This window comes from Methylovorus sp. MP688 (genome assembly GCF_000183115.1).
In the GTDB taxonomy this organism is placed as follows: domain Bacteria; phylum Pseudomonadota; class Gammaproteobacteria; order Burkholderiales; family Methylophilaceae; genus Methylovorus; species Methylovorus glucosotrophus.
The window spans coordinates 1,901,578-1,918,966 of sequence record NC_014733.1 but is presented as its reverse complement, the minus strand read 5'-3'; the positions used below and the strand labels follow the sequence as shown (position 1 = coordinate 1,918,966).

18 protein-coding genes are annotated in these 17,389 nt (G+C 54.9%); 2 read left to right on the top strand and 16 right to left on the bottom strand.

The features are described 5' to 3' along the window. Position 1: 1 nt before the first annotated feature. The 16 genes from MPQ_RS09115 to MPQ_RS09045 all read right to left on the bottom strand — a co-directional run bounded on the left by MPQ_RS09115 (position 2) and on the right by MPQ_RS09045 (position 15,735). Positions 2-1,729, bottom strand: coding sequence for a PTS fructose-like transporter subunit IIB (locus MPQ_RS09115; protein WP_013442635.1), 1,728 nt, complete (start codon positions 1,727-1,729; stop codon positions 2-4). 34 nt (positions 1,730-1,763) lie between these two features. Further along, the gene (gene pfkB / locus MPQ_RS09110) at positions 1,764-2,711 is read right to left on the bottom strand and encodes a 1-phosphofructokinase (RefSeq protein ID WP_013442634.1); all 948 of its coding nucleotides are present in this window, start codon (positions 2,709-2,711) and stop codon (positions 1,764-1,766) included. 18 nt (positions 2,712-2,729) lie between these two features. After that, positions 2,730-5,189 carry a phosphoenolpyruvate--protein phosphotransferase gene (gene ptsP / locus MPQ_RS09105; RefSeq protein ID WP_013442633.1) on the bottom strand — a complete coding sequence of 820 codons (2,460 nt, stop codon included), beginning with the start codon at positions 5,187-5,189 and terminating at the stop codon, positions 2,730-2,732. 72 nt (positions 5,190-5,261) lie between these two features. Continuing rightward, positions 5,262-6,044 carry a DeoR/GlpR family DNA-binding transcription regulator gene (locus MPQ_RS09100; RefSeq protein WP_013442632.1) on the bottom strand — a complete coding sequence of 261 codons (783 nt, stop codon included), beginning with the start codon at positions 6,042-6,044 and terminating at the stop codon, positions 5,262-5,264. A 406-nt stretch (positions 6,045-6,450) separates the two neighbouring features. Further along, positions 6,451-7,071 carry a MalM family protein gene (locus MPQ_RS09095; protein ID WP_083801063.1) on the bottom strand — a complete coding sequence of 207 codons (621 nt, stop codon included), beginning with the start codon at positions 7,069-7,071 and terminating at the stop codon, positions 6,451-6,453. 175 nt (positions 7,072-7,246) lie between these two features. Next, positions 7,247-7,432, bottom strand: coding sequence for an integrase core domain-containing protein (locus MPQ_RS14295; protein ID WP_369750485.1), 186 nt, complete (start codon positions 7,430-7,432; stop codon positions 7,247-7,249). A 116-nt stretch (positions 7,433-7,548) separates the two neighbouring features. Continuing rightward, positions 7,549-7,890, bottom strand: coding sequence for an ISC system 2Fe-2S type ferredoxin (gene fdx / locus MPQ_RS09090; RefSeq protein WP_013442631.1), 342 nt, complete (start codon positions 7,888-7,890; stop codon positions 7,549-7,551). A gap of 1 nt (position 7,891) precedes the next feature. Then, complete coding sequence (gene hscA, locus MPQ_RS09085) at positions 7,892-9,760, bottom strand: Fe-S protein assembly chaperone HscA (protein ID WP_013442630.1); 1,869 nt, start codon at positions 9,758-9,760, stop codon at positions 7,892-7,894. Between the two features lie 35 nt (positions 9,761-9,795). Beyond that, on the bottom strand, positions 9,796-10,329 hold the full coding sequence (gene hscB / locus MPQ_RS09080; RefSeq protein ID WP_013442629.1) for a Fe-S protein assembly co-chaperone HscB: 534 nt from the start codon (positions 10,327-10,329) through the stop codon (positions 9,796-9,798). A 64-nt stretch (positions 10,330-10,393) separates the two neighbouring features. Further along, positions 10,394-10,717, bottom strand: coding sequence for an iron-sulfur cluster assembly protein IscA (gene iscA / locus MPQ_RS09075; protein ID WP_013442628.1), 324 nt, complete (start codon positions 10,715-10,717; stop codon positions 10,394-10,396). Between the two features lie 10 nt (positions 10,718-10,727). Continuing rightward, the gene (gene iscU / locus MPQ_RS09070; RefSeq protein WP_013442627.1) at positions 10,728-11,126 is read right to left on the bottom strand and encodes a Fe-S cluster assembly scaffold IscU; all 399 of its coding nucleotides are present in this window, start codon (positions 11,124-11,126) and stop codon (positions 10,728-10,730) included. 65 nt (positions 11,127-11,191) lie between these two features. Next, positions 11,192-12,406 carry an IscS subfamily cysteine desulfurase gene (locus MPQ_RS09065; protein ID WP_013442626.1) on the bottom strand — a complete coding sequence of 405 codons (1,215 nt, stop codon included), beginning with the start codon at positions 12,404-12,406 and terminating at the stop codon, positions 11,192-11,194. A gap of 8 nt (positions 12,407-12,414) precedes the next feature. After that, positions 12,415-13,572, bottom strand: coding sequence for a cysteine desulfurase family protein (locus MPQ_RS09060; protein ID WP_013442625.1), 1,158 nt, complete (start codon positions 13,570-13,572; stop codon positions 12,415-12,417). Between the two features lie 13 nt (positions 13,573-13,585). Next, positions 13,586-14,074: an Rrf2 family transcriptional regulator gene (locus MPQ_RS09055; RefSeq protein WP_013442624.1), complete on the bottom strand. Its 489-nt coding sequence runs from the start codon at positions 14,072-14,074 to the stop codon at positions 13,586-13,588. A gap of 118 nt (positions 14,075-14,192) precedes the next feature. Continuing rightward, a complete protein-coding gene (gene cysE / locus MPQ_RS09050) occupies positions 14,193-14,948 on the bottom strand; it encodes a serine O-acetyltransferase (RefSeq protein WP_013442623.1) in 756 nt (251 codons plus the stop codon). Positions 14,949-14,970: 22 nt separating this feature from the next. Further along, positions 14,971-15,735 carry an RNA methyltransferase gene (locus tag MPQ_RS09045; RefSeq protein ID WP_013442622.1) on the bottom strand — a complete coding sequence of 255 codons (765 nt, stop codon included), beginning with the start codon at positions 15,733-15,735 and terminating at the stop codon, positions 14,971-14,973. Between the two features lie 97 nt (positions 15,736-15,832). On the opposite strand from MPQ_RS09045, the gene MPQ_RS09040 reads away from it, so the two are divergent. Both MPQ_RS09040 and MPQ_RS09035 read left to right on the top strand, forming a co-directional pair. Beyond that, complete coding sequence (locus MPQ_RS09040) at positions 15,833-16,642, top strand: inositol monophosphatase family protein (RefSeq protein ID WP_013442621.1); 810 nt, start codon at positions 15,833-15,835, stop codon at positions 16,640-16,642. A 181-nt stretch (positions 16,643-16,823) separates the two neighbouring features. Then, on the top strand, positions 16,824-17,339 hold the full coding sequence (locus MPQ_RS09035; RefSeq protein ID WP_238525294.1) for an FxDxF family PEP-CTERM protein: 516 nt from the start codon (positions 16,824-16,826) through the stop codon (positions 17,337-17,339). Positions 17,340-17,389: the final 50 nt, after the last annotated feature.

Below are 17,389 nucleotides of genomic sequence, written 5' to 3'. Positions count from 1 at the left end.
GTTATCTCCCGGCGAGTGGTCTTTTGGTCAGCATCAGCAAGCTGGTGGTCACGATGGTCCCAGCGCTTATCGCCGCCGCGTAGAGCAGCAGGTGATTGACCGCATTGGGTATCGCCAGGACGAAGATGCCGCCATGCGGTGCATGCAACTCACAGCCAAAGTACATGGAAAGTGCGCCAGTCACGGCCGCCCCCGCCACGCACGGTGGGATAACGCGCAGCGGATCTTTGGCCGCAAACGGAATGGCGCCTTCGGTAATGAAGGCAATCCCGAGCACGGCGGCGGCTTTGCCTGCAATTTGCTCGTCGGCGGTGAAGCGTTTTTTGCTGAGCATGGTGGCCAGGCCCAGCCCCAGCGGCGGAATCATCCCTGCCGCCATCACCGCTGCCATGGGCAGAAAGGAGTTGCTCGCCAGCAGTCCGACGCCAAAGGTATAGGCAGCCTTGTTAATGGGGCCGCCCATGTCGATTGCCATCATGCCGCCCAGTATCAATCCCAGCATCAGCGCATTCGCGGTTCCCATGTTCTGAAGTGCCTGGGTCAGGCCATCCATCAAGGCTTTGGCCGGTGCGCCGATCACATAGATCATCAGCAGGCCCACAATCAGCGTGGAAAGCAGAGGGATTACCAGCACGGGTTTTAGCCCTTCAAAGCTGACCGGCAGGGTGATGTACTGGCGTAACCAGCGCGCGACATAACCGGCGGCGAAGCCGGCCACAATGCCACCGAGAAAACCGGCCTGTAACTGGCTGGCCAGCATGCCGCCGATCAGGCCGGGTGCGAGGCCGGGGCGGTCAGCGATGGAGAAGGCAATAAATCCGGCCAGCACCGGGATCATCAGTGCGAATGCGGCGCCACCGCCAATATCCATTAGTGCTGCAGCCAGCGTGCCTTTTTCTTTAAATGCCTCAATTCCGAACACAAACGACAGCGCAATGATCAGCCCGCCTGCCACCACCAGCGGCAACATATAGGAAACGCCCGTGAGCAAATGCTTATAGGGGCCGTCACTCTTGGCCACCGAAGCGGCTGCTGGGCTATGGGCGGGGGTGCCAGCGACGATTGGCTGGGCTTGCCAGGCCTCCTGCATGACCTTGTCGGTTTCCTTCAGCGCGCGCCCGACCGATGTCTTGTAGACGGCTTTGCCACTAAAGCGGGCGGTATCCACATGTGTATCGGCCCCGATTACCACCACATCAGCCTCTGCGATTTCTTCGGCCGTCAGCAGGTTTTTTGCCCCGACCGAGCCTTGGGTTTCTACGCGGATATCGCAATCATGAGCGGCCGCCCATTTTTTGAGGGCTTCTGCCGCCATGAAGGTATGCGCAATGCCAGTGGGGCAAGCGGTAATGGCGACGATTTTTTTGCGTACATTGGCGGCAGGAGTTTCTGCGACGGCATCCGCTGGGGACAGACTTTTGATTCCGGCCAGCGCCAGCGCTGCTGCGATCACATCCTGTGTATGCCGGATCGCTTCGCTAGTGCTGGTGGTATAGATGATTTTGCCGCTGAAGCGGGACATATCCAGATGAATATCCGCCGCGATAATAACGACGTCCGCCGCTGCAATGACATCCTCAGTCAGCGTAGGGGTGGCCCCTGTGGCCCCCAGCGATTCCGTGCTGATCGTGTGCCCCATGGTGGACGCGGTTTTCTTCAGGGCTTCTGCGGCCATGTAAGTGTGGGCGATACCGGTAGGGCAGGCCGTGACGGCAATGAGATTTGCCATAATGATCTCCTCTCCTCATTAAGTTGTTATCGCTTCAGGGGATTTCCCGAAGCGTGACTTGTCGTACATGGGATTTGATGATGGCCGCTGCGGGCAAGCGTGGCCCGAGCTCGGCGAGTGTTCCTACTGCGCTGGCGGTGGCCAGCCTGGCGCAATCCGCCATGAGCATGTTGCGCTGGGTTGATGCAATCAAACCTGCCACCATGGCGTCGCCTGCGCCCACGGTGCTTTTCACGACAGTGGCGGGTAAGTGCGCCAGCAAACATTGCTTGCTATCGGCGAAAATGGCGCCTTGCTCACCCATGGATACCACCACTTTTTCAATGCCACCTGCGATCAGCTCGCGCGCGGCGCTGACCACGGCTTTTTCTGAGGTCAGGGGTTTACCCAGCAACTCTTCAAGCTCAACAATATTTGGTTTGAGTACATGGGGCTTGGCCGCCAGACTCGCTGCCAGGGCAGGGCCGCTGGTATCCAGCAGAACTTTCTTCCCGGCGTGTTTCAGTTGCAGGATAAGGTTATGGTAAAAGTCCACCGGAACGCCATCTGGCAGGCTGCCTGAGAGCACAAACCATGCGTGATGCGCAATCAGCGACTCCAGCTTGCTGTTCAATAGCTGCAAATCACTTGCGCGGACCACCGGGCCGGGGAAGTTGACATCGGTGATGCGATGCTGCTTGTCATCGATGATCTTGATGTTGACCCGGGTTTTGCCGGGCAGCCGCACAAACGCATCGCTAATGGATTTTTGCAGGAACATCCCTTCAAACATGCTGCTGTTTTCAATGCCAAGCAGGCCACATGCCGTGCTGGCAACGCCCAGGTCTGCCAGAAAGCACGAGACATTGACGCCTTTTCCGCCAGGGTCAGACTGCTCGCTTTCCACCCGGTTGACTTCCCCGGCCTGAAAGCCGGGGATGATCAGGCTCTGATCAATCGCCGGATTCAGCGTCAGGGTGACCACATTGGGCTGGTTTTTCATACAGGTATCCTTAACTATTCAGAGGGCGCGAACTTCAGCGGCGGTTTTGCAGCGCAATGCGGTTTGCGCCAGCTGCTGGTTGTCCCGGCTGCTGAGCTTGCGCAAGCGGGCCTTGATGGATGAGACGCTGGAAATGCTGACGCTGAGTTCGGAGACGCCCAGGCCGCTCAGGATGGCGGCGCCCTTGGGGTCGCCAGCAATGCCACCACACACGCCCACCCAGATGCCTGCCTCGCGAGCCGCTTTGACCGTGAGGTCTATCATGCGTAACACGGCCGGGTGCAAGGCATCTGCCTGACGCGCCAGATGGGGATGCATGCGATCCATCGCCAGCACATACTGGGTAAGGTCGTTGGTGCCGATGGAGAAAAAATTCACGTGCCGCGCCAGCTCTGACGCCATCATTACGGCCGATGGCACTTCTATCATGATGCCGAACTCCACGTTGGGCGCGTGCAATTCCTTGCGCACTTCTTCTGCTATTTCCTTGGCGGCCAGCAGTTCTTCAATGGAGGCAATCATGGGGAACATGATGCGGATGGGCCCGGTATTGGCCGCCCGGTAAATGGCGCGCAGCTGGGTACGAAACAGCTCGGGCTTGGCAAGGCACAGCCGGATGCCGCGCATGCCAAGAAACGGATTTTGCTCTGGCGGCAGCTGCAGATAAGGCGCTTCCTTGTCGCCACCGATATCCAGCGTGCGGATGATGAGGGGCAGGCCATTCAGTGAGCGCGTCATGGCGTGATAGGTCGCAAATTGCTCATCTTCCGTGGGCGGTGCATCGCGATGCAGGAATAAAAATTCAGTACGCAACAGCCCGATGCCTTCCGCGCCAGCCTGGATCGCCAGTTCTACTTCCTGGGCCGAACCGGCATTGGCCACGACCTCAATGCGCTGACCATCGGTGGTAAAGGCGGGCTGGTAACAGGCGAGGGCTTCCATGTGGCGGATGGCATGCCGTTGCTGACGCGATTTTTCTGCGCGCTCAATATCTTCAGCAACTGGCGAGATATAGCATTTGCCATTGTCGCCATCCAGTATGCATAGCGCGCCTTCGGGCAAGGTGAGTACAGTGTCGCCCGCACTGACGACGGCGGGAATGTCCAGCGAGCGGGCGATAATCGCTGTATGGGCGGTGGGGCCGCCAGCCGCGGTGAGTATGCCCAGCACGCGGGTAGGGTCTAGCTTGGCGGTGTCGGATGGAGAGAGGTCTTCTGCCACCAGTATCACGGGGGTATCGGGCATGCAGGAGGCCTGGTCCTTGGCATGGGCGAGCAGGCGCAGTACCCGGCTGCCAACATCCCGCAGATCGGCGGCCCGCTCTCTCAGCAAGGCATCTTGCAGGCTTTCGACTTCGGCTGCTTTTTGCTGCACGCTGAGATTCCAGGCCCAGCCCGCACTATGGCCAAGGTGGATGGTGCGTATGGCTTCGGCCAGCAGGTCCGGTTCGCCCAACAGTTCCTGATGCGCCAAGAAAATGGCCGCCTGCTTGGCACCACTGCGCGCGTTCACTTCTTCATGCAAGGCCTGAAGCTGCCGCATGCCGGTGGCGATTGCCTGCTTCAGTCGCTCGGTTTCATGCTGTGGGTCGTCTGCCATGGCAGCAAACTCCAGCGTTTCGGGGTGGAAACGATGCAGGGGTGCGATGGCAATGCCAGGTGATGCAGCAATGCCAGTGATTGCCGGGGTGGTTAGTTCCAGTACCGGCGTGGCATGGGCGGCCTGGCTGTCTTGCTCCGTGAGTTCTTCTTCGTCTTCAAGGCCATTGCGCACGGCTTCGGCCAGGGCTGCCACGGCAAGGGTTTCGTCCTTGCCCTGCGCCATGATGCGTAATGTGGATTGCGTCTCGGCCCCCAGTTTTAGCAGGGCAAGCATGCTCTTGCCATTGGCGACTTTGCTGCCGCAGCGTACCCGTATGTCGCACTCAAATTGGCGTGCAATATCCACAAACGCTGTGGCTGGCCTGGCATGCATCCCGGCTTTACCTTTCAGGACCACATCCTCATGGCAGGGAAAATCATCTGGCAGCGGCTCGTCGCTGGCCGCTGCGCTGCCCTGGGTCAGGCGCCGGATGATGTGCATGGGATCAGTGGTATTCGCCAGATGCTGGATGGCGGCGACATCGTCCAGGATATGCGTGAGATTGGCGAGCAATTCAATATGCTCATCCGAGCGCGCGGCGATGCCTATCACCAGATACACGGTTTCGCCGGTATTCCAATCCAGCCCCTGTGGAAATTGGGCGATGGCAATGCCCGTCTCGTGGATCAGCTCCCTGTCGCTCGCGAGCCCGTGCGGAATGGCAATGCCGTTACCCAGATAGGTGTTGGAAACCTGTTCGCGTTGCAGCATGCTCTGGATATAGGCTGGCTGCATATTGCCATTGCCCACCAATAGTTGCCCCACCACCGAAATGGCTTCGGCTTTGCTGTTTGCAACGGCATTGAGCTGAATGCTCTGTGTTTCTAACTGAATCATGACGCTCTCCTCAGGTATTCGTTCTGCATGTTCCCTTGGTAGTCGGGATTTCTTGTGCGATGCAAATAAGGGCTAAATGCCTTCCGCAAACAGCAACTCGATATTGGCCGCCTGCGCCGATGCCACGCCCTGTGCCGAGAGGCCGTGATCCACCACCCAATGGGAGACCTCGCTAAAGGGGACGATGTGTGCATAGGATGGATTTCCCCATTTGGAACTGTCAGCCAGGGCACATACGTGCTGGCTACGATCAATGACGGCATGCTTGATCACCGCTTCCACATGGTTGGAATTGCTCCAGCCCATCGCTTGATCCACGCCTACTGCTGCCATGAAGAAAAGATCGATATTCAGCGCCTTGATCTGGGCCAGTGCCGTGGGGCCGACCGTGCTCAAGGCATTCTGATAGACATCGCCGCCGATCAATTGCAGGCTGTAAGGGGTTTGCCCCGCCAGCTCTGTGGCGATGGTGATGCCGTGAGTGATGATGGTGAGATCGGTGAGGTGTGGCACGCCATTGCGAATGGCACGCGCCAGTTCCAGCGTGGTGGTGCCTGCGTCGATGTAGATGGTCTGGCCGCTTTTCAGCATTCTGGTCGCGGCCAAGCCGATAATCTGTTTCTGCAACTGATCGTGCTGGAGGCGCTGGGAATACTGAACGTCGCTATTGAGCAGCACCGCTCCGCCGTGAACGCGTTTAAGTAATCCGCGTTTTTCCAGGGTATGCAGATCACGGCGTACCGTGATTTCAGCAAGATTGAACTGTTCGGCCAACTGTGCGGTGCGGCACTGGCCGCGTGCCCGCAGGGCGGAGATGATCAGTTCCAGGCGATGCTCGGCGAGGTGTTTTGTCATGTCATTCTCGTGGGTTACATGAAAATTCAGCCAGACATAATTTCGATGTCCTTGCTCTGTGAACCTATTAAAACAGATAAAAGATCATTTATCAAACAAAAACGAACAAAAACGAACATTTTGTGATGTGGAAAAGAACAGGCGGGCATAAAGACCTGTATTTAATGGGTTTTTATCATGCGCGATTTACACGTAGGAGGGGGTACGCGACTTGGTGTGTTAATGACAGGATGGGGATAGGCAAAGACGGGCAAGATTGCCCATGGCTAAAAATAGAAGGCTAATGGGGACAGTGAAAGAAAGTCGCACAATGTGTGCTAGACCTGGCCCTGATTATTTGAATTGCATAACGTTTGAAATCAGGGGCGTCGTTAGGCGCCCCGATTGATTGCTGGGTTGGAGTAAGTTATTTAAGCTCTAATTTGAAACTACCTACGGGAGAGTGAGAAATTTGATAGGTATTTCGAAACTCACCGTACACTGATCCTTGAGCTATAGTAGCTTCAGTCGTGGAAAGTAGTTCGACATCAGTTGTGGAAATTATCAAAAACTTATCAAGATCAGAGTTCACTTTAAATTCGCCTTCCAAACGATTATTTTCTCCAAATGAATCTGCATGATGAAAAGTAAATACATCAGGAGATATGGTCCTTATAATATTCATTTTATTATCTAAAATTTGAACTGTTGGTTTAAACACATAGCCATTTTTAAAATAATGTTGGCCGCCTCGAATAAAGTAGCTTCTGAGTATTAAGGTTTTATTTCCATCAATTTGTTTTAAGTTGATGGCTTTATAAAAACTCTTTCCTGTACTGAAATTATAGGATCCACTAGTTTTATCTATTCTAAAAGTCTCAGGTTTTTTAAATTGAAAAGTTTCAAAGGTCATATCTGAAATTTTATTGCAACATATTTTAGAATAACTTAAGTCACTATTTACGCTATCAATTGAGGCTTCGGGCGCTGGCCCTAAACCTGCACATGAACATAATATGAAAGAGACTGTGAGTAGATATTTTTTCATGTTTTCTGGTTAAATATTGTTAACGATTAATACAAGGGGCGCGCTTTAGCGTGCTGCTTGTAGGCCGTAAGGCCAAACGAACTTGATGGACGTGTTGCCTTGACTTTGTCTGGAACCGACGTACTAGTTTTAAGCAAGTCCGATTGCAAGGTTACCTGATTTCGTTAGTTGGTTGCTATTGGGTTGCTACGTTTTTTTGCTGGTGGTGTAGGGCGGCGAACTTGGTTGGTGGCATAAGCTTGCGGCTGCTGTGCGGCCTGACCTCGTTGTAATACTTTTGCCAGTCTGTGATGGGTACTATGCCTTCTAGCAGTATCTCAAACCAACGATCATTCAGATCAACGAGTAGGCGATTACGCAACTTAGCTTGCCGATGACAAGACGGTGATGGGAGCGCCGGGCCAGATTATTTAGGCTAAGGATAGAACACGAATGGGGGTCCCCTGATGTGCCAGCACATCAGGGGCGGTATTGCGTCTAGCGGTGGCCTTCTTTGGCCATATTAATGGAGTACTTGGGGATTTCGACGACCAGATCTTCTTTACCGACAATGGCCTGGCAGGAAAGACGCGAATTGGGTTCCAGGCCCCAGGCTTTATCCAGCAGGTCTTCTTCTTTTTCTTCAGGGGCATTCAGCGATTTATAGCCCTCGCGCACGATCACGTGGCAGGTGGTGCAGGCGCATACCTTGTCGCATGCGTGATCAATATCAATGTCCTGCTCCAGCAGGTTATCGCATACCGACATGCCGGGCTTGGCGTCAAAGGCGGCGCCATCCGGGCATAGCTCCTGATGGGGTAATACGATGATTTGCGGCATATCAGATTTCCAGTGAGTTAAGGTTTTGACCGGCAAACGCCTGTTTGACCGACGCATCCATGCGGCGGGCGGCAAAGGTTTCGGTGGCATGATTCAAGGCATCGACGGCCCGGGTGATGGCATGGCTGTCGTCTTGCGAAATCAATGTTTGCAGGGCCTGCATTTCCTGCTCGATGGCAGCGCGCTCTTCCTGGCTCAATAGCGTATCCCCATCCTGCTGCAGTGCGGCGGTAATGGCTTCGAGCAGGCGTTGGGCATCCACTTGGGCTTCGCGCAGGGCACGGGCCTGTTTATCGCTTTCGGCAGCGGCAAACGAGGACTGCAGCATGCCGGTGATGGTGTCTTCGCTCAAACCATACGAAGGTTTGACCACAATGTGCGATTCAACGCCGCTGGTTTGTTCGCGGGCAGTGACGGAGAGCAGGCCGTCGGCATCCACCTGAAAGGTCACGCGAATGCGGGCGGCACCTGCCGCCATGGGCGGGATGCCTCGGAGTTCAAAGCGAGCCAGCGAGCGACAGTCGCTCACCAGCTCGCGCTCGCCTTGTACCACGTGTATGCTCATCGCGGTTTGACCATCCTTGAAGGTGGTGAAATCCTGTGCGCGGGCGACGGGGAGAGTGGAGTTGCGTGGAATGACTTTTTCCACCAGGCCGCCCATGGTTTCGAGCCCTAGCGACAGGGGAATCACATCCAGCAGCAAGAGGTCATCATCACTGCGATTCCCTGCCAGCACATTGGCCTGAATGGCGGCGCCAAGGGCGACGACCTTGTCTGGGTCCAGATTGGTCAGTGGCTCCTGACCGAAATATTCGGCCACAGCCTGGCGTATGTGCGGCATGCGCGTGGCGCCGCCCACCATGACCACACCCTTGATGTCTTCCAGCGTCAAACCAGCATCGCGCATGGCTTTGCGCGTGGGGGTCAGTGTTTTGGCGACAAGGTGGGACGTCAGCTCAACAAATTCCTCGGCGGTGAGATGCAGGTTGATGACATCGCCATTGCTCAGCACACTGGTGATTTGCACTTCATGATGTTCAGTCAGCCATTCTTTGACTTCGCGTGCCTTGGTTAGCAGCAGGCGCGTGTCTTCGGCATTGAGCGGTGGCAGCTTGGCCTGCTCGAGTATCCAGCAGAAAATGCGGCGGTCAAAATCATCACCACCCAGTGCAGAATCGCCATTGGTGGCAAGTACTTCAAATACACCTTTGGACAGGCGCAGGATGGAGACATCAAACGTGCCGCCGCCCAGGTCATAAATGATGTAAACCCCTTCAGAGCCGTTATCCAGCCCATAGGCGACGGCGGCAGCGGTGGGTTCATTCAGCAGGCGCAACACAGTGATGCCCGCGAGTCGCGCGGCATCCTTGGTGGCCTGGCGTTGGGCATCATCAAAATAGGCTGGCACGGTAATGACGGCGCCGGTGAGTTCGCCACCCAGGGCTTTTTCCGCGCGCAAGCGCAAGGCTTTGAGGATTTCTGCGGAAACTTCCACCGGGCTTTTGATGCCAGCGCGGGTTTCAATCTGCACCATGCCGGGGGCGTCAATAAAGCGGTAAGGAATATGCGCCTGATCGGCGAGGTCGTTCAAGCCGCGCCCCATGAAGCGCTTGACGGAAACAATGGTGTTTTGCGGATCACGGCTCTGCTGTGCCTGGGCGGCATAGCCCACTTCAATGGCGCCATCGGCCAGATAACGCACCACGGATGGCAGCAGCGCATGGCCTTTTTCATCATGCAGGACGGTACTCATGCCGCTGCGTACGGTGGCGACAAGTGAGTTGGTGGTGCCGAGGTCTATGCCCACTGCCAGCCGGTGCTGGTGAGGGGCCGCGCTCATGCCCGGTTCTGCAATTTGTAATAAGGCCATAAGGTGATGAGTTCCTGATTTGTATGTAGCGTGTTTTACGCTTCCAGTTTTTCCATGCTCTGCAGGATATCTTCACGCAGTTTATCGACAAAGCTGAGCTTGCGAACGGAGCCGGCGGCGGCCGTTAATTCTGCCGATTCTGCGCCCAGTTGCTGCTCTAGGTCTTGCTGTAATGATTTGGCGGCCGCCTGGATGTCCTTTAACAGGTTATCCAGCGCATCCAGGTCTTTTGCATCGCGTGCTTCTTCAATTGCCTCGCGCCACTCCATCTGTTGCATCAGAAAATCAGTCGGCATGGCGGTATTGTTCTCTTCATCGGTGTGTACACCTTGCAATTCCAGCAAATACCTGGCGCGCGCTGTGGGATTTTTTAGCGTGCGGTAAGCTTCATTGGCCGAAGTTGCCCATTGCATGGAGCGCAGCTTCTCGGTGCTGCTCGCCGCGGCAAACTTGTCAGGATGCACTTCGCTTTGCAGCTGGCGGTAGCGCTGATCAAGCAGGGCGGTATCAATGGCAAAGGCGGCAGGCAAGCCGAACAGGGCAAAGTGGTTTGTGCTGGAATCTTGCATGATGGAAAGAGGGCTGGAGCAGGCGATAATGTATGCTAAGGCTCCCTGATGGGAGCCTTAGGCATCAAATGGTAAAGCTCTCCCCGCAACCACATTCGTCCTTGACGTTGGGGTTGTTGAATTTAAAGCCTTCGTTCAGGCCTTCCTTGGTGAAATCCAGCTCGGTGCCGTCGATGTAGACCAGGCTTTTCGGGTCCACAATCACCTTCACGCCGTGGCTTTCAAAGGCCATGTCTTCCGGGTTGAGGTCATCGACGAACTCCAGGGTGTAAGCCATGCCGGAACAGCCGGTGGTCTTTACACCAAGGCGCAGGCCTATGCCCTTGCCGCGATTGGACAAGAATTTCTGTACGCGGCTGGCCGCAGTTTCAGTCAGGGTAATTGCCATGGTACGTCCCTTATGCGGCTTCCTGGGTATTGCCCTGCTTGGCCTTGAGGTCGGCTACTGCGGCACGGATGGCGTCTTCTGCCAGTACCGAGCAGTGGATCTTGACCGGGGGCAATGCCAGTTCTTCGGCGATGTCCGAGTTCTTGATTTCCATGACTTGATCCAGGGTTTTGCCCTTGATCCATTCGGTGACCAGCGAGCTGGAAGCAATGGCAGAACCGCAGCCATAGGTCTTGAATTTGGCGTCTTCAATAACACCTGCCTCATTGACCTTGATCTGCAGCTTCATCACGTCGCCACAGGCCGGGGCACCCACCATGCCAGTGCCCACGCTAGGGTCGTTCTTGTCCAGGGTACCCACGTTACGTGGATTCTCGTAGTGATCCAATACTTTGTCTGAATATGCCATTTTGTTGCTCCTTTTAGTCACACAGCGAAAAATGCAGCCTGCGTTCAGGCTTCATCCTTCACGTATTAATGGGCTGCCCATTCCACCTTGCTTAAATCCACGCCTTCAAGGTGCATTTCCCATAATGGAGAAAGCTCGCGCAGCTTGCCAATCTTGCTTTTCATCAGGTTGATCGTGTAGTCGACCTCTTCTTCGGTCGTAAAACGGCCAATGGAGAAACGAATCGAGCTATGTGCCAGCTCATCCGAGCGGCCCAGGGCACGCAGTACATACGATGGCTCCAGACTGGCAGAGGTACAAGCCGAACCACTGGAAACCGCGATATCCTTGACCGCCATGATCAGCGATTCGCCTTCAACAAAATTGAAGCTGATGTTGAGGTTGTGCGGTACGCGCTGCTTCATGTCACCATTGACATACACTTCATCAATTTCTTGCAGACCGGTCAGCAGGCGATCGCGCAGACGGCGAATGCGGGCGTTTTCCAGGTCCATTTCTTCGCGTGCGATGCGGAAAGCTTCGCCCATGCCCACAATCTGGTGGGTAGCCAAGGTGCCGGAGCGCAGGCCGCGTTCGTGACCACCACCGTGCATCTGGGCTTCCAGGCGTACGCGGGGTTTGCGGCGCACATACAGGGCACCAATGCCTTTGGGGCCATAGGTCTTGTGGGCCGAGAAGCTCATCAGGTCTACCGGCAGCTTTTCAAGGTCGATATGTACCTTGCCCGTGGCTTGTGCAGCATCCACGTGAAAAATAATGCCTTGTTCGCGGCAGATATTGCCCAGTGCTTCAATATCCTGAATCACGCCGATTTCGTTGTTGACCAGCATGACGGAGGCCAGCACGGTATCCGGGCGCAGCGCTGCGCGGAATTTTTCAATATCCACCAGGCCATTGGGCTCAGGTGCCAGATAGGTGGCTTCAAAGCCTACACGTTCGAGTTCGCGCACGGCATCCAGCACGGCTTTGTGCTCGGTCTGAATGGTGACAATGTGCTTACCCTTGCCGCTGTAGAAGTTGGCGGCACCCTTGATCGCCAGGTTGTTGGACTCGGTAGCGCCAGAGGTCCAGACGATCTCGCGTGGATCGGCATTCACCAGCTTGGCGACTTCTTCACGTGCATTTTCCACGGCTTTTTCAGCGGTCCAGCCAAACGGATGGCTACGCGATGCCGGATTGCCGAAATGCTCGGTCAGGAACGGAATCATCTTTTCCGCCACGCGCGGGTCAGTCGGCGTAGTAGCCGAGTAGTCCAGGTAAATCGGGGTATGTACAGTCATCTTCTTCCTCACACTGCAATCGCAGTTAATTTTCTTAAACGTTGTAGCTCACCCTTGAGCGTGAGCAAAAATGCGTCTACTTCCTGCATGGTGTTCGTGTAGCCCAGGCTCACTCGCACAGAGCCGCGCGCCAGATCCGGGTTTACACCCATGGCCAGTAATACATGGCTGGGCTCGGTACTGTCGCTCGAGCAGGCGGAGCCACTGGCAACGGCGAATCCCTGGCGGTCCAGTGCCATGACCAGGGTTTCGCCTTCAATGCCTGCAAAGGCAAAGAAACTGGTGTTCGGCAAGCGCGGTGCATGCGCTCCAAAAATAACGGCACCCAGTTCGGTCAAGCCTTGTTCGAGCCGTGCCCGCAGTTTTTCCATATGTTCGCGACGCGGGGCCAGCCCGCTGGCGCTCAACTCGGCCGCCATGCCAAATCCGACGAGGGCAGCCAGGTTTTCACTACCACTGCGCAGCCCTTTTTCTTGTCCGCCACCATAAATCAGGGGGCGTATATCCACACGTTTGTCCAGAATCAGCGCCCCTGCACCTTGCGGGCCGTGAATCTTGTGCGATGACAGCGTCATGGCATGTACATTCAGTTCGGCAAAGTCGACAGGGATTTTGCCCAGGGCCTGCACGGCATCCGTGTGCATCCAGGCCTTATGCTTTCGCGCGATCTCTGCCAGCTCACTAATCGGCTGTATCACGCCAGTTTCGTTATTGGCCAGCATCACAGAGACCAGTCCCACCGGCTTGCCAGCTTCGGCAATTGCAGTCTCAAGCGCTGAGGGCTGGATCAAGCCATTGTTATCAGCGGCGATCAAACCTGTTTTGATGCCTTGCCATTGCAAGGCATGGGCTGGCCGACTGATGGCGGGATGCTCGATGGCGCTGATCAGCACCTGTTCCACGCCATTGGCAGCGGCAATGCCATGCATCGCCAGATTGTCCGCCTCAGTCCCACTGCCGGTAAATACTACTTGCGAGGGATATGCCCCGACAGCAGCGGCTACTTGTTCTCTTGCCTGTTCAATCGCCTGACGGGCGGTACGGCCTGCGCTGTGGCGGCTGGTGGCATTGCCGGACTGCTCGGTCATAAAGGGCAGCATGCGCTCCAGCACCCGGCTGTCGAGGCGGGTAGTCCCGTTATGATCAAAGTAAGTCGCGGTTTGCATGCTGCGATCCGTCTCAGGCAGTCATGACTTCCACTGCGGACGAGGATTTGATGCTCTTCTTGGCATCAATTCGGCTCGAAATGGTAATGGCGCGCTCATCCGATTGCGATGCCACCAGGTCTTCCAATGACACAGCAGAAAGGTAATCCAGAATTTTGGCATTCAAGGTCGACCACAGTTCATGCGTCATGCATGGCTTTTCGCCACGGCAGTTTTTATGGCCGCCGCACTGGGTAGCGTCAATCAACTCGTCGGCTGCCGCAATGATGTTGGCGACGGAGATTTCACCTGGTTTTTTTGCAATCAGATAACCACCACCTGGACCACGCACGCTGGTGACCAAGCCGCTACGACGTAGACGGCTGAAAAGTTGCTCGAGATAAGAGAGCGAAATATTTTGCCGTTCACTAATGCCCGCCAAGGTGACGGGGCGATTTTCTTCAGCCATCGCCAAGTCGAGCATGGCGGTGACGGCAAAACGTCCTTTGGTCGTTAATCGCATGAATTAATCCTAGAGTGTTCTGGTTGAGTAATTGGCGCTGAAAGCCAGTCGTGGCGTGCCTTCTGAGGCTGCGAGCGGACTCTCTAAACAGGCCTAAACTTTATAATACCCTAACACTTTAGTCAACTATTTTGTTGAGATAGTTCACATCAAATGCCTTGCCCACTTCGGCGTCTGTTTCTACGTCCGCGCCGAGTTTTGCCAGCTGTTGCATCACCTCTTGCAGCTGCTGATCCTGCTTGGCGGCATGGTCCAGCAAAGCGTGGATGGCCTTGATCATGGGGTCATTCATGTTGTCGCTGACGGCATAGGCAGAGAAGCCGATTTTGGCGGCCATGTCATCGCGCTGACGATGTTTTTCCTGGTCATCCAGAATGCGGGCAGGAATGCCGACGGCAGTGGCGTTCGGCGGTACATCTTTAACTACCACGGCGTTGGAGCCGATCTTGGCTTCTGCCCCTATGGTGATGGGGCCCAGCACTTTGGCGCCCGCGCCAATGACGACACCACGTTCCAGTGTGGGGTGACGCTTGCCTTTATTCCATGAGGTGCCGCCGAGGGTCACGCCGTGATACAGGGTGCAGTCATCGCCGATGACCGCGGTTTCGCCAATGACGACGCCCATGCCGTGATCAATGAACACGCGGCGGCCAATTTGCGCGCCCGGGTGGATTTCGATGCCGGTAAACCAGCGGGCAAGATGCGAGCTGAAACGGGCCAGCCAGTAAAACCGCTGTTTCCATATCCAGTGCGACAGGCGATGCATGATCAGCGCATGCACGCCTGGGTAGGTGGTGAGAATTTCCCAGCGCGTACGTGCCGCCGGGTCACGCTCGAATACAACGGCGATGTCTTCTTTAAATCTATCCAGCATGGTGTATGTCCGTCATGATGCTTTATTCCTCAGGGGGGCGTGGGTGCTGAGTCAGGGTCAGTATGCCGCGCAAAATATTGACTTCCTCTTTCTCCAGCGCTGTTCTTGCATACATCCGGCGCAGGCGCTGCATGAGGCGCCGGGGCGAGTGCGGGTTGAGAAAGCCAATCTCCGTTAATGTTTGTTCCAGGTGGCGATAAAACATCTCCACCTCGTCATTGGTGGCTGGTGTTGCTTTCAGGCCTGCATGCGGCAGCGGTTGCTGCTCGTCCAGCAAGGCCATGCGCACTTCGTAGCACATCACCTGCACGGCAGCGGCCAGATTGAGCGACCAGTAGCCGGGATCTGTCGGTATCATCGCCAGCAACTGGCAGCGATCCAGCTCTGCGTTAGAAAGTCCGCTCATTTCGGTGCCAAACACCAGGGCGATCTTGCTATCCTCATGTGCGGACTGCAGCAATAACTCACGGGCTTCGGTCGCGGCTTCCCGCACGCTGACCAAGCGGTGGGAGAGCTGGCGTTTGCGCGCGCTTAATCCAATCGCCAGGGTGCATCCCGACAGTGCTTCTTCCAATGTGGAGCAAACCTGCGCGTTTTCAAGGATATCGACGGCACCGCATGCCAGGGCATTGGCTTCGTTGTCGGGGAATTTTTCAGGATTGACCAGTTTCAGATCATGCAGGCCCATCACTTTCATGGCGCGTGCTGTGGAGCCAATATTGCCCGGATGACTGGGTTGGCAAAGCACGACGCGAAAGCGGGAAAGTAAATGAAGTTTGGAAGTCATGGAGTTACACATTAAAATGCTATTTTAACAGTTCTTTAAAAAGTGCATTTGTGTAGTTTCTGCACAAGGCCATCCCATTGGAAACGATCTAAATACTATGCATCCTATACTTATCAATGCCGTTAAAGCAGCTCGCCGCGCTGGCGGGATCATCACCCGCGCATCTCAGGATGTGGGCTCGCTCAAGGTACGTAGCAAGACCTACAATGACTTCGTGAGCGAAGTTGACCACGCTGCCGAGGCCGCCATTCTCGATGTGCTGAAAGATGCTTACCCTACGCATGGCTTTATTGGGGAAGAAACCGGCAATGACAATATTGATGCCGAGAATGTCTGGATCATTGATCCGCTGGATGGCACCACCAACTTTTTACATGGCTTTCCACAGTATTCCATTTCGATTGCGCTGATGCAGCAAGGTCAGCTGACCCAGGCTGTGGTCTACGATCCCAACCGCAATGATCTGTTTACCGCTACGCGCGGTCGCGGTGCTTTCCTTAACGACAAGCGCATTCGCGTCAGCAACCGCGCCAAGTTGCAGGAGTCCATCATTGGTACTGGCTTCCCATTCCGTGACTTTAGTCATCTGGATACTTATATGGGCATGTTCAAGGATATGGTGCGCAAAACCTCTGGCCTGCGTCGTCCGGGTTCGGCCGCATTGGATCTCGCCTATGTGGCTGCCGGATATTTTGATGGTTTCTGGGAAATCGGCCTTTCCAAGTGGGATATTGCCGCGGGTGCGCTGCTGATTCAGGAGGCAGGTGGTATTGTGGGTGACTTTGAAGGCAATGAGAGCTGGATTGAGTCTGGCAATATTGTCGCCGGTAACCCGAAAGTGTTTTCGCAAATGCTGCAAACGCTTGCCCCGCATCTGACCGATAGTCTGCGTAGCAAGCCGGTTTAACAGGTAAAGTTAAGTCAAGAAATGTAAATTCCCACTGAAAAAAGTTAATAAATCAATGTAAATCAATGGATTAGATGGTGTTAGTTCTTTCGGACTATTGAGTGCTTGATCCATTCAGCATTTAATGGGCACCAGTGAGAAGGCATTATTGATTGTCAACTTTTTAATTCGGGGGAATATCATGACTTTAGGTTACAAAAAACTGTTTGCTTCTTTGGTTCTGGCTGGTGTGGCTGGTCTGTCTTCAATGAGCGCAAGTGCTGGTACTTTCGCAGCAACTGCAACTTCAGAAGGCTACTCTATTGATTACACCGCCACTACTGGTGCTTTTAAGGATTACTGGTCTTTTGACGTTGTAGCTCCTACGACTATTTCGGCATCTGTTTCCGGCACTTCCTCATCTGCTTTTTCTTTCACTTCATTCAACTTGGTAGAATGGGTTGTTGATAAGTACGTTCTGGTTGCCGCAGGTAATGTAGGCAATCTGACTGCCAAGATCAGCTTTGGTGGTGTTGAAGCGGATGATCTGGGTGGCAAATACTTCCTGGAAGTTATTGGTACCGGCAAGGGCGGCTACAGCGGCACTATCAGCGTCTCTGCTGTTCCAGAAGCTGAAACATACGTAATGATGCTGGCTGGTGTTGGCCTGATGGGCTTTGTTGCTCGTCGTCGCAAGACTGCTTACTCAGCTGCATAATTGCTAGCTGTTTAAGTTGTAAAAAAACCCCGCAGATGCGGGGTTTTTTT

Excerpts from the sequence above, each read along its gene's own strand:
- MPQ_RS09095 (WP_083801063.1), bottom strand. The coding sequence starts at position 7,071 with ATGAAAAAATATCTACTCACAGTCTCTTTCATATTATGTTCATGTGCA.
- MPQ_RS09055 (WP_013442624.1), bottom strand. The coding sequence starts at position 14,074 with ATGCGATTAACGACCAAAGGACGTTTTGCCGTCACCGCCATGCTCGAC.
- ptsP (WP_013442633.1), bottom strand. The coding sequence starts at position 5,189 with ATGATTCAGTTAGAAACACAGAGCATTCAGCTCAATGCCGTTGCAAAC.
- MPQ_RS09065 (WP_013442626.1), bottom strand. The coding sequence starts at position 12,406 with ATGACTGTACATACCCCGATTTACCTGGACTACTCGGCTACTACGCCG.
- fdx (WP_013442631.1), bottom strand. The coding sequence starts at position 7,890 with ATGCCGCAAATCATCGTATTACCCCATCAGGAGCTATGCCCGGATGGC.
- hscA (WP_013442630.1), bottom strand. The coding sequence starts at position 9,760 with ATGGCCTTATTACAAATTGCAGAACCGGGCATGAGCGCGGCCCCTCAC.
- MPQ_RS09060 (WP_013442625.1), bottom strand. The coding sequence starts at position 13,572 with ATGCAAACCGCGACTTACTTTGATCATAACGGGACTACCCGCCTCGAC.
- MPQ_RS09040 (WP_013442621.1), top strand. The coding sequence starts at position 15,833 with ATGCATCCTATACTTATCAATGCCGTTAAAGCAGCTCGCCGCGCTGGC.
- iscU (WP_013442627.1), bottom strand. The coding sequence starts at position 11,126 with ATGGCATATTCAGACAAAGTATTGGATCACTACGAGAATCCACGTAAC.
- iscA (WP_013442628.1), bottom strand. The coding sequence starts at position 10,717 with ATGGCAATTACCCTGACTGAAACTGCGGCCAGCCGCGTACAGAAATTC.
- hscB (WP_013442629.1), bottom strand. The coding sequence starts at position 10,329 with ATGCAAGATTCCAGCACAAACCACTTTGCCCTGTTCGGCTTGCCTGCC.
- MPQ_RS09100 (WP_013442632.1), bottom strand. The coding sequence starts at position 6,044 with ATGACAAAACACCTCGCCGAGCATCGCCTGGAACTGATCATCTCCGCC.
- MPQ_RS09035 (WP_238525294.1), top strand. The coding sequence starts at position 16,824 with ATGACTTTAGGTTACAAAAAACTGTTTGCTTCTTTGGTTCTGGCTGGT.
- pfkB (WP_013442634.1), bottom strand. The coding sequence starts at position 2,711 with ATGAAAAACCAGCCCAATGTGGTCACCCTGACGCTGAATCCGGCGATT.
- MPQ_RS09115 (WP_013442635.1), bottom strand. The coding sequence starts at position 1,729 with ATGGCAAATCTCATTGCCGTCACGGCCTGCCCTACCGGTATCGCCCAC.
- cysE (WP_013442623.1), bottom strand. The coding sequence starts at position 14,948 with ATGCTGGATAGATTTAAAGAAGACATCGCCGTTGTATTCGAGCGTGAC.
- MPQ_RS09045 (WP_013442622.1), bottom strand. The coding sequence starts at position 15,735 with ATGACTTCCAAACTTCATTTACTTTCCCGCTTTCGCGTCGTGCTTTGC.